Source organism: Acetobacter cerevisiae (genome assembly GCF_001580535.1).
Lineage (GTDB): Bacteria > Pseudomonadota > Alphaproteobacteria > Acetobacterales > Acetobacteraceae > Acetobacter > Acetobacter cerevisiae.
Genome location: NZ_LHZA01000138.1, coordinates 35,986 through 47,445, shown reverse-complemented (window position 1 = coordinate 47,445; position 11,460 = coordinate 35,986). Strand labels below are relative to the sequence as shown.

General features: G+C 54.9%; 8 protein-coding genes. 5 read left to right on the top strand and 3 right to left on the bottom strand.

The window, feature by feature from the left end:
* Positions 1–157: 157 nt before the first annotated feature.
* Positions 158–874: a DUF3034 family protein gene (locus tag AD928_RS06595; protein WP_233419986.1), complete on the bottom strand. Its 717-nt coding sequence runs from the start codon at positions 872–874 to the stop codon at positions 158–160.
* A gap of 47 nt (positions 875–921) precedes the next feature.
* On the bottom strand, positions 922–1,284 hold the full coding sequence (locus AD928_RS06590; protein WP_156470129.1) for a hypothetical protein: 363 nt from the start codon (positions 1,282–1,284) through the stop codon (positions 922–924).
* Between the two features lie 531 nt (positions 1,285–1,815).
* Between AD928_RS06590 and polA the strand changes: the two genes are divergently transcribed.
* The 4 genes from polA to AD928_RS06570 are packed head-to-tail and all read left to right on the top strand — an operon-like array spanning position 1,816 to position 7,382.
* On the top strand, positions 1,816–4,644 hold the full coding sequence (gene polA, locus AD928_RS06585) for a DNA polymerase I (protein ID WP_062249237.1): 2,829 nt from the start codon (positions 1,816–1,818) through the stop codon (positions 4,642–4,644).
* 3 nt (positions 4,645–4,647) lie between these two features.
* Complete coding sequence (locus AD928_RS06580) at positions 4,648–5,262, top strand: SCO family protein (protein ID WP_062249235.1); 615 nt, start codon at positions 4,648–4,650, stop codon at positions 5,260–5,262.
* Positions 5,263–5,291: 29 nt separating this feature from the next.
* Entirely contained in the window at positions 5,292–6,236 is a 945-nt protein-coding gene (locus tag AD928_RS06575; RefSeq protein WP_062249232.1) for a glycosyltransferase family 2 protein, read from the top strand.
* 12 nt (positions 6,237–6,248) lie between these two features.
* The gene (locus tag AD928_RS06570; protein ID WP_062249230.1) at positions 6,249–7,382 is read left to right on the top strand and encodes an acyl-CoA dehydrogenase family protein; all 1,134 of its coding nucleotides are present in this window, start codon (positions 6,249–6,251) and stop codon (positions 7,380–7,382) included.
* 115 nt (positions 7,383–7,497) lie between these two features.
* Here AD928_RS06570 and AD928_RS06565 read toward each other — a convergent pair whose 3' ends face one another.
* Positions 7,498–10,116, bottom strand: coding sequence for a TonB-dependent receptor plug domain-containing protein (locus tag AD928_RS06565; RefSeq protein WP_062249228.1), 2,619 nt, complete (start codon positions 10,114–10,116; stop codon positions 7,498–7,500).
* A 208-nt stretch (positions 10,117–10,324) separates the two neighbouring features.
* Here AD928_RS06565 and AD928_RS06560 point away from each other — a divergent pair, with 208 nt between their 5' ends.
* The gene (locus AD928_RS06560) at positions 10,325–11,434 is read left to right on the top strand and encodes a pyridoxal phosphate-dependent aminotransferase (protein WP_062249226.1); all 1,110 of its coding nucleotides are present in this window, start codon (positions 10,325–10,327) and stop codon (positions 11,432–11,434) included.
* Positions 11,435–11,460 lie beyond the last annotated feature (26 nt).

Below are 11,460 nucleotides of genomic sequence, written 5' to 3'. Positions count from 1 at the left end.
CTGCTTCATCTTCCACCATCCCCAATCAACGCCGAAGAAATGGAATCACACAGAACAGCTCAGTGCCAAGGGGTTTTTCGAACCCTCCACCTACGCTTTACACATGTATCAAATATTTTTTCTAAACATCGAAAAGCCTAATATATATAAACGCTTTTTAAAAACCAGTTTGAAGAGAAACATAGGCCCCGGTCTGATTTCGGTAGGTCGCAATGGTTCCAAGAGAGACATACGCTGCTGTAATGTTCAGATGCTTATTCACAAAATAGCTGGCATACACATCAAACCAGTTACTTTCAGGCGTAAAATTCTGGTTACGTGGTTTGGTCCGATATTCCACCCCAACAACCAGCCCGGGAATGAAGGACGGCAAATAACCAAGTGAGCCTTCAAACTGCGGATAGTAATTGTCGTTCCGATCACCACCAAAGCCGAGGATACCCCACTGGTTGCCTTTGGTCAGGCGCATGGTGGTATCGACCAGCAGGCCGAGTTTGGGAAACAGTTTGGTGGCAGCAATATAAACGTCTGCGCCATCGGTATGTTTGGAGCCCACGGCATGAATGACCTTTGCATCCCCATCATGCTTGTACATAGCCCCCACAGCGACCTGCGGCAAAAGGGTTTTGTCCAGCACATGGCCAAACAGGCGGACCTTGATACCCCCCGTATCCAGATCGAACTGATAACCGTGGCCAATACCCAGCTTGCGCCCTGTCGAGCCAGTGCGGAAGAAGTTATGGGCGTAGGAAATTTCCACACGGTCATAAAATCCCATAACGGCGCCAACATTCTGGTCCGTATAGTTGGTCAGGCTGACATAGCTGTAATGGAAAGCCATCCCCATGCTTTTCTTGCTGCCATAACCCCCAATCGTGGCCCAACTGGCAATACCGCCGCCGCTTGAACCTTCCAGAGAACTCAGGCCACTGGTGCCCAGCGTGCGCTGACCGTCAAAAATCTTGTCAAACGTGAGTCCGGCATCCGGTTCATCTGGGGCTTCTCCAGACGCCCCTGCACTGCACGCGCGCTGGAAGATGTCGCCTGCGCAGTTCCCGGCGCGAGTGTAACACGCGGGGTGCTGCCCGGGGCTGCGCCCGCAGACGAGGCTGCGGAAGACCGCATTTGCGCTCCGGCATTCTGGGCAGACACAACAAGTGCTGAGGCGGCTAGTGCGGGGGCAAACACCTCACGCAAGGACTTCAGTCTGAGCAGAAATGCTGCGGCTCCTTTCTGCAGGATTGGCAGGAGCTGTGTGGCTCGTTGCATACGCTGAAAACCCATGTGACCAACCCTGTTTCTCAGCATAGTGCTCCCCTGAATGCTGCTGCCCTGACATCTCTGACCATCGAGACACTCCACACTGGTCTTGAAATGCCTTATGAAAATTTCAAATTTTTGCGATGATTTTCGAAAACCTTTTTTTGGGTCTGCTATTCCGTTCTTTACCGCCCCATACAGCAACGGACATGCTGGCTATGCATTTTCTGACAAACCCTAAAATCATCCCGCCTTTACAGGACGGTATCCCTGTCTATATTCGTGCGGATATAGATATGTAAACAGAACAAGGCCGCTCTTTTCGTGCTGATTTCAGACTATAAGTTATTCATACTCTGCATATTTCAGACGGGTCAGGTCTGATGACCGAGGCGCACAAGACTCGCCGGGATCAGACTAAAGAGGTGACACAACACGCCACTCGTCTTGCAGGCCCCTTCCCCACCCCTGTATGCTAGACAGACAGAGAAGGGGCGCATATGCCCAGACCTTCCATCCGTCTCACCTTTTCCGGCCCTGTCCTGCAAGAGTTTCATGACCAACACAGATACACCCCACCTGGTACTGGTAGATGGCAGCGGTTTTATTTTCCGCGCCTTTCATGCCCTGCCTCCCATGACCAGCCCGGACGGGGTGCCCGTGAACGCGGTTTACGGGTTTACAAACATGCTGGCCCGCCTGCTGCGCGAGCATGTGGGCACACATCTGGCAGTCATTTTTGATGCAGGACGGCAAACATTCCGGACGGAAATTTACCCACAATATAAAGCGCACCGGCCCGAACCGCCGGAAGATCTGCGCCCCCAGTTTTCTCTGATCCGCGATGCCACACGGGCCTTCAACGTGCCCGCCATTGAACTGGCCGGATGGGAAGCGGATGACCTGATTGCCTCCTACGCCACCGCCGTACGGAAGACGGGGGGCACCTGCACCATTGTCTCATCCGACAAGGATCTGATGCAGCTGATTGGCCCCGGCGTATGCATGCTGGAACCCATGAAGCAGACCGCCATCAGCACGCCGGAAGTGGAAGCCAAGTTTGGCGTCACACCTGATAAGGTGGTGGACGTGCAGGCGCTGATGGGCGACCCAACGGATAACGTACCCGGTGTGCCCGGCATTGGCCCCAAAACGGCCTCCGCCCTTGTGAAGGAATACGGCACGCTGGAAGCCGTGCTGGCTGCCGCGCCTGAAATGAAAAAATCCAAGCGCCGCGATATGCTGATTGAGCATGCAGACGCCGCGCGCATTTCCCGCCAACTGGTGGAACTGGCACGGGATGTGCCGCTGCCTGTGCCGGTCGAGGAACTGGGCGTTCGGGAGCTCGACAAGCTGGTGGTGGCCGACTGGCTGGAGAGCATGGGCTTCCGCTCCGTGTTAAGCCGTCTGGGCGTTGGTCATCCCTCTGGCGCGCATGCTCATCGCACCGCGCGCGCTGCCGCGCATGCGTCCGTTGCCGGAGCCACCGCTCCCACCGGAACAGAAACGCCCACCGCTGAGGCTGGTCAGTCCGCCGAAGCCGCGGCCTCCCTCACCGCCGAATACGGCCCGTATGAAACCGTACGCACGGCGGAAGAACTTCAGAAATGGATCAGTGCTGCTCAGGAAGCGGGCATTTGCGCTGTCGATACAGAAACCGACGGGCTGGACCCGCTGCATGCCAACATGGTCGGCATCTCTCTGTCCACCGCCCCCGGCAAGGCCTGCTACATCCCCCTGCGACATGAAGGCACGCTGGAAGAACCAGCCGGTGAGCAGCTCCAGCCTGCCGCAGCACTTGATATTCTGCGCCCCCTGCTGACAGACCCGGCAGTTCTGAAAATTTTCCAGAACGCCAAGTTTGATCTGCTGGTGTTTGACCATGCCGGGCTGGATTTCTCCACCATCGCGCCGGTTGATGACACCATGCTGATTTCCTACGCGCAGTCCGCCGGGCAGCATGGGCAGGGGATGGATGAACTCTCCGCCCTGCATCTGGGCCACACCCCCATCAGTTATGACAGTGTGACCGGCACCGGGCGCAACCGCATTCCGTTCACACACGTCCCGGTCGCCCGCGCCACACCGTATGCGGCAGAAGATGCCGATGTCACGCTGCGGTTGTGGTACGTGCTGCACCCCACTCTGCGCACCAATCAGGCGCTGGCGCTGTATGAACAGCTGGAGCGCCCGCTTTCCCCGGTTCTGGCTGGTATGGAAAAGGCTGGCATCGCGGTGGATCGCGCCGAACTGGGGCGTCTTTCTGAAGATTTTGCCAGCCGCATGGCCGTCATGGAAAAAGAAATTCATGCGGCTGCCGGACGCGACTTCAATGTCGGCTCCCCGCGCCAGCTTGGGGAAATCCTGTTTGATGAAATGGGCCTGAAGGGCGGCAAGCGCGGTAAGGCAGGCGCATGGAGCACGGATTCTTCCGTGTTGCAGGATCTGGCAGATCAGGGGCATGACCTCCCGGCCCGCGTGCTGGCATGGCGGCAGCTGGCCAAGCTGAAAAGTACCTACACGGATGCCCTGCTGCGTCAGGCCACGGTGGATGACCGGGTGCATACATCCTTCCAGATGGCCATCACTTCAACTGGCCGCCTATCCTCTAATGACCCGAATTTGCAGAACATCCCCATCCGCACGGAAGAAGGAGGCCGTATCCGGCAGACTTTTATTGCGCCACCCGGTAAAAAGCTGATTTCTGCTGACTATTCCCAGATTGAGCTGCGCCTGCTGGCCGATGTGGCCAATATTCCGGCCCTGCGGGAAGCGTTTGCTCTGGGGCAGGATATTCATGCCCGTACTGCCTCAGAAGTGTTCAATATCCCGCTGGAAGGGATGGACAGCCTGACCCGTCGCCGGGCCAAAGCCATCAACTTCGGGATTATTTACGGTATTTCCGCTTTTGGGCTGGGGCGACAGCTTGGCATTCCCGCAGGGGAAGCACGGGCTTATATCGACGCCTATTTTGCCCGCTACCCCGGTATCCGCGACTACATGGAGCGCATGCGTGAGCAGGCCAAAGCCAACGGCTATGTGCTCACGCCCTTCGGGCGGCGCTGCTATGTGCCGGGTATTCATGAAAAGAGCGCGGCGCGCAGACAGTATGCGGAACGGCAGGCCATTAACGCTCCCTTGCAGGGTGGGGCGGCTGACATCATCAAACGCGCCATGGTCAAGTTGCCACGCGCCCTGAAAGATGCGGGGCTTTCCGCCCGCATGCTGCTACAGGTGCATGATGAATTGCTGTTTGAAGCCGACGCTGCAGAGGCCGAGGCTGTCGCCGCTCTGGCGCGCAAGGTGATGGAAGCCGCGGCAACACTGTCCGTGCCGCTGGTGGTTGAGACAGGCATTGGCGGAAACTGGGCAGAGGCACATTAAGTCATGACACCAAGTGAAAAACGATTTGCATTGATTGCGGCTGGCGTTCTGGTTGTTGCCAGCGTGACCGGCTATGTGGGCACACGCGTTGCCCTGCGCTATGGTCCGACGCTGGATACGTATGGCAATGAGGTTGGCGGGTCCTTCCGCCTGATGGACGCAACCACCGGCACCATGACGGACCAGACCTTCCGGGGCCGCTGGATGATGGTGCTGTTTGGCGCGACCCATTGTGCTGACGATGCCTGCACTCCGGCACTGACCAACATGTCCGCAGCGCTGGACAAGACTGACCCCGGCAAGCGGAAGGCCGTGATTATTTTTGTCAGCCTTGACCCGGACCGTGATGATGCCGAACGCCTGCGCCTGTATGGTCAAAGCATCAGCCCGCGTGTGGTGGCTGGGACCGCCGCCCCGGGCCCGCTGGCGGATCTGGCCAAGGAATACCACACCACAGTTGAAAAACTGCCCGACCCGGAATGGACGTATGCCATGCGCATGTCCCCGCGCTTTGTGGTGATGGACCCCAACGCCCGCTATGTTGGCACGGTTGACGCCAATCTGAGCGCTGACGCCATGACGGATGCTGTGAAGAAACTCATGAACCCGGGCCAGTAATCTCCCCTCCCCCAAGAAAGACTGACACCATGAGTGACCATCCAGTTCTGACCGGCCTTCCTGATGACATGAGCGAACAGGCCGCTACAGCGTTCAACACCCTGCGGGGCGGTCCGGACTGGCAGATTTCCTCACACGTTACCGTACCAGCCCTGAGCAAGGCAGCACTTTTCATTCTGGTTAAAGACGAAGCCGATATGATCGGCCTGAATTTACGCCACCATTACCAGTTGGGTTTTCGCCGCTTTTTTATTCTCGACAATAACAGCACAGACGGCACAACAGACATCATCATACAGTTCCGGCAGGATCACCCGGATGCTGGTGTCTTCTGCGCGCTTGATTATCAGGTCGCCTATTATCAGGCATCAAAAATGAAGGCTCTGGAGCAGTTTATGCTGCTCTACCTTGAACATGATGAAATACCTGTTGAGTGGGTATTTTTTGTTGATGCGGATGAATTAATAACCTGCTGCACCCGGAATGCAGACCAGAGCGCTGAAACATTCAACGCCATGCTGGAAGACCCTACGATTTCCATGCTTGTTTTCCATTGGGCGCAGGCTGCGCTTGTGTCCCCAGCGGGCCAGCCTGTTCCGTTTGGTCCCACACTGAATGATACGCAGATCGCGGTTTGGCCGACAATGAAAGTGCGGGTCACCAAAGTTGCTTACCGGTTACGGCAAGGGTTAAGTCCGGTTACTGGCAACCACTTTGTGGAACAGTTCAATCAGCCTGCCTCTGCAATCCGCATCATGGTTGAAGCTGGCTTTTGTATTCTGCATTTTCCTATGCGGTCCAAAGAACAGATTCAGAAAAAAATTGTAAATGGCTTTAATGCTTTACAAGCCAGTAAACAGCCTGATTACGTTGGAGAACACTGGCGCACCTACCACTCCTGGTACAAGCAAGGCGGAGATAATGTCTTGATGGGCCTTCTCCGTGATCATATCCGATCCTGCATCCGCCCTTGAAACAGAGACAGCATGCCACAGTCCCTTTCCATCTTATCTGACCTTGTAAGTCGTTTTGCCAGTCGGGCTGCCGCCTCTGACCAATCTGGCGAGATTGCTACGGATAATCTGGCAGACTTACACAAAGCCGGGCTACTGGCACTGACAGTTTCCCCCCGTTATGGCGGCGGAGGGAAAGGACTGGGAGACATACTGCCCCTTATCGGCACACTGGCGCAGGGAGACCCATCCACCACCCTTATTCTGGCCATGCAGTGCCTGCACCATGCCAGCATTGCGGCAGACCCGCACTGGCCGGAAGAGGTGCGCCGCATGGTCTCGGAAGCTGCTGTGCAAGACGGCGCTCTTCTCAACGCCCTGCGCGTGGAGCCGGACCTTGGCACACCCTCGCGCGGCGGGATTCCGGCCACACGCGTCAGCCAGAAAGACGGGCAGTGGGTGCTGAATGGCTGTAAGATCTACTCCACAGGCTCCACGGCTCTGCGCTGGGGTATTGTGTGGGCCGCGACCGATGAGGAAACCCCGCGCACAGGCCATGTTCTGGTGCCACTGGATGCTCCGGGAGTGCGGATAGAGCGCACATGGGACCAGCTCGGCATGCGGGCTACGGGCAGCCACACCATTCATTTTGAGAATGTGGTGCTGCCGGAAGCGTTTCTTGTCGATTTACGGCAGCCGGAAGACTGGCGTGGTGCCGGACAGGACCTGACGCTCTGGCATGCGCTGCTGATTGCCGCCCTGTATGATGGTGTGGCGCGATCTGCACGGGACTGGCTTGTCACCTTCCTGCATGCTCGTGTACCAGCCAATCTGGGTAAGCCCCTTGCCTCCCTGCCCCGTTTTCAAATTCTGATGGGTGAGATTGAAGCCTTGCTGTTGTCCAACCGGGCTCTCCTGGCAGACGGGCTGGCACGGTATGAGCAGGGACAATGCAGCGCGACAGACGCCAATCTGATCAAACATGTGGTGACAGACAACGCCATTCGCAGTGTGGAAAAAGGCGTGGCTGCTATCGGTAATCCAGCTCTGAGCCGTTCCAATCCGCTGGAACGGCACTTACGCGATGTTCTCTGCGCCCGCATTCACACACCACAGGCTGATACCGCCTTGACTGCTGCCGGGCGAGCAAGGCTGGAACAGCCGTAAAAAGACTACGAACTCTGAAAAGACCGCAGGACCATCTCAAACAAAAACCTGCCATAGACAGATCGTTTATGGCAGGTTTTTTGAACTCTTTCTAATATGAATAAATCACTTCACCTTAGAAGTGCGCGTCAATACGTCCGTAATAATATCCGCCTGTCATTGGCACCTGAGCCGAGTTCGCATCATAGATACGCGCGCCATAGTTGTTGTTCAGCGGGTTTACCTTGCGGGGACGCACGTTGAAAATATTGTTAGCACCCACCGCAAAGTGCCAGTGCGGATTGACACTATATCCCACTTCAAGATCAGTCAGCCAACGCGGCGTATTTTTGAACTGAGCAAAGCAACTGTTGGAATAGCGAAGGGCTTTTCCATTATTTTGGCAAATTGCATTACCGGGCGTCCAGTCCTGATAGCCCAGCATGGTCGTGGTTTCACCATAACGCGTCTGACGCAGGTTTACGTCCCATTTTCCAACGGTCCAGAATGCATTCAGGATCAGTTTGCTGCGCGGATACGCCGTAGTGATGTAACTGGCAGTTGCCGCCGTGAGCAGAGACGTCGGAACACCGTTAACCATGGTCGAGGCCACATGGCTCAAACGCGTGCGGTTCAGGTCCAGCGACGCAGAGAGATTAAGATTGCCGTAGCGATTCATCCTCACCAGATAATCCGCTTTCAGGTCAAAACCCTGCGTACGGGTGCTGGCCCCATTGGCAAAATAGTAGGTGCTGACAGCATTAGGGTCCAGACCGGAAGGCAGCACAAAGCCAAGCTGTTGCAGTGCTGCAATCGCTGTTGTGCCATTGGTAGAGCCACCGGCAATAATACGGTCACGAATATTAATCTGATAGACATCTGCCTCAACATGCAGACCTTTCAAAGGTTCTACAACCAGACCACCACTGGCATTGGTGGAACGTTCCGGCTTAAGGGGCGCCGCCCCGAGCAGGCGGGCCGCGGAAGAACTGACAGGCAACAAACCCGCCACCGTCGTCGCCCCCACGTTAATCGAACTAAAATGCTGTTCTGCAAGCGTTGGTGCACGGAAACCGTTGCTGATGGTACCCCGGATTGCAATGCGTGGCGTAATTTCATACCGAGTGGAGACTTTTCCGTTTTCAGTGTTTCCAACGTCCGTATAATGCTCGAACCGGCCAGCAAAATCGACATCCCAGTTCTTCAGAGGATGGAAATCGCCATCCAGATATCCGGCCCAGATATCGCGGCTCCAGTTGCCGGCATTCTGTGGGCTAAGACCAACATAACCAGCCATACCCCCTGCCTCATAAGACGGTGGCGTGCCGGCCTTGATCTGATACGTTTCCAGACGATGCTCGGCTCCAAAGGCAATCGTGGTAGGCGTTGTAAACCCTGTCTTGAAATTCCTTCTGAAATCAATCGTGTTTGTCCACTGCGCCATACGATAGCTTTCCGCACGAGTGGTGGTAGGAGACCAGCCACATCCGTCTGTCGAGACATAAGCGCTGGTACTGGTGGGATTAGTGCTGCGCGGAATACATTTGCTGCTTAGCATACCGGCGTTAACACTGTTCTTATCCCCAATCGCATCTTCATCCGCGCCGTAGGTCGTGCTGAGATCCCACGCAAACCCAAAGAAATTATCCCCTTTCAGGCCCAGCGTTGCGGCATAGTCATTTTCCTCAATCGTTTCGAGCGGCGAAAATCCGGACGGATAAATCGTTGGCATCGTATTAGGGGTGCGATAGTTCTGATACGATTCCGCATGCCGGTGGACATAGGTAATCAATCCGTATCCCTGCACACCTTCTGTTAGCGTTTTACCAAAGGCAATGCTCAGGTTTTCACGGGTTTCTTCTGGCGTACTCATCACTTTATTGGAATTTTTTGGAACAGAAACCGGCCCGGTATAAAGCGCCGTCCCAGCCCCAGCGGGAGCAGACCCCATCAGACGGTGGTCTTCCGTATAGGGCACCATGTGGTCTGTGTGGTAAACCTGCCCGCTCAGGTGCAGATAACCATCACCGCCCAGAGACAGACCGCCATCGATGCTGGTCTGATACTGCCATCCATCGCCATTATACGCATTAGCTCCGGTCTGCGCACTCATGTTCAGACCATGGTTGGTTTTGCGCGTGATAATATTAACCACACCTGCAATCGCATCAGAACCGTAAAGAGCTGCGGCACCATCTTCCAGCACTTCAATATGGTCGATAGACGCAGCAGGAATCATGTTCAGATCTACTGGCGTGGCACCAAATGACGGACCGGCATCCGCATAAATATTGGCGGTCGTATGCCGACGCTTCCCATCTACCAGAACCAGAACCTGATTGGGATTGAGGCCACGCATGCGGATTGCCGAGGTCAGAGCTCCAGCATCATTCCCCATGGCGCTGACATTGATAGACGCATAGGTGCGTGTCAGCGCATCTGCCAGATTCATTTGCCCGGACCTGCGCAACGTTGCAGCGGACAGCACGCTGACGGGAGAGGTGCTCTGCCGTGCCTTCCGGTTGACCGCATGCGTCCCGGTTACAATCAGAGTTTCTCCGCTATTGGCCCCGGAAGCCTTTTCAGATGCTTGATGTTTCGCCGCTTTGGGTCGCTTTGCTGCAACTTTTTTCGCATGCTCGCTGCCCACTGGTTTCTGCTTATCAGCAGCCGTCGCGGCGTTGGAAACTGGCTCCTCAGCCATCAGACCAAACGTCAGAATAGTTGAAACCAGAAACGCTTTTCTGAGTGTCATGCGTGTATCCAGAACATTATCAAAATGGAAAAATCACGCGTCTGTTATCAAGAGCACCCACTCGAAAAAAGTGAAACTATTATGACATCATCAAACTTATATATTTTCTCTACTCATTTTAATTTATAGATATAAAAATATACGCTAAGAAATCTTACAAACAGCAAAACATTAAATGTAAATCATAATTCATTATTAAACGGTAACCATGTTCCATCTTCACAGACGCTCTCTGATACAGGCTGGCAGCCTTCTGGCACCAGCTCTCTGGGCTGGGCGCGCAAGTCCGCTTCTGGCTGCACAAACAGCCCCGGTAACCCGTGCGCGCCTGAACGTGACAGAAAACCCGTTTGGTCCCTCTCCTGCTGCGCGCAAAGCCATTATGGCCTGCGTACCAGAGGCTCCTTATTATGTGGAAGATGAACACACTCTCCGTGATAAAATTGGTCAGAATGAAAATCTTGAGAGGGAAAAAGTCGCTCTATCAAATGGCTCTCTGGATGCGCTCTCCCTTCTTTCCAGCGACATTGGCCGCAAAGGACACCTTCTGGCGCCGCAGCCAACCTATGCCACACATCTGAATTACGCTCAGCGCCGGGGTGTGACTGTGCGATATGTGCCTCTCGTCAATCATGCGATTGATCTGGACGCCCTCCGGCAGGCTATCACGCCCGAGACGGCAATGGTTTACCTGTGCAACCCCAACAATCCAACCGGGAACATGCTAGACCATGATAAACTTCTTTCATTTTGCAAAGATGTTTCCAAAAAAGTTCCAGTTGTTGTGGATGAGGCCTATTTTGAACTTTTGCCGTCTGCGGAGCTAATGACCGCCTCATCTCTGGTGCATTCGGGGCATGATGTGATTGTTGCCCGCACATTTTCCAAAGTTTATGGGCTGGCCGGGCTCAGAATTGGCTATATTCTGGCGCAACCCAACCGTGTGAAACAGCTTTACAGCCTTACGACAACGTCTCGTAATCAGGCTGGCTATGCCGCAGCCATGGCATCTCTCGGAGATAAGGCCTATCTGAACGGGGCCATCGCCTACCTCAAATCCTGCCGCAACATGATTTATGATATCTGCCAGAAAAATAGCTTATCTTTCCTGCAAAGTCATGGAACTTTTGTTTACGTCAATACACAGAGACCAGCAGAAAAAATGAAAACAGCTCTGGCACAACGAGGCGTCGATATCCGTGTGTTTGATGCCCCAGCCTATCAGACATGGATCCGTGTTGGGACGGCGACACCTGCAGAGCTGGAGCTGTTCGGACGTGCGCTACCAGCCGCCTTGCAGGATGTTTCCAAAGCCTGAGCGAACGGGCTGGTATAAATCAGCTT

Coding starts and splice junctions, on each gene's coding strand:
- polA (WP_062249237.1), top strand. CDS start 1,816: ATGACCAACACAGATACACCCCACCTGGTACTGGTAGATGGCAGCGGT.
- AD928_RS06580 (WP_062249235.1), top strand. CDS start 4,648: ATGACACCAAGTGAAAAACGATTTGCATTGATTGCGGCTGGCGTTCTG.
- AD928_RS06560 (WP_062249226.1), top strand. CDS start 10,325: ATGTTCCATCTTCACAGACGCTCTCTGATACAGGCTGGCAGCCTTCTG.
- AD928_RS06565 (WP_062249228.1), bottom strand. CDS start 10,116: ATGACACTCAGAAAAGCGTTTCTGGTTTCAACTATTCTGACGTTTGGT.
- AD928_RS06590 (WP_156470129.1), bottom strand. CDS start 1,284: ATGGGTTTTCAGCGTATGCAACGAGCCACACAGCTCCTGCCAATCCTG.
- AD928_RS06575 (WP_062249232.1), top strand. CDS start 5,292: ATGAGTGACCATCCAGTTCTGACCGGCCTTCCTGATGACATGAGCGAA.
- AD928_RS06570 (WP_062249230.1), top strand. CDS start 6,249: ATGCCACAGTCCCTTTCCATCTTATCTGACCTTGTAAGTCGTTTTGCC.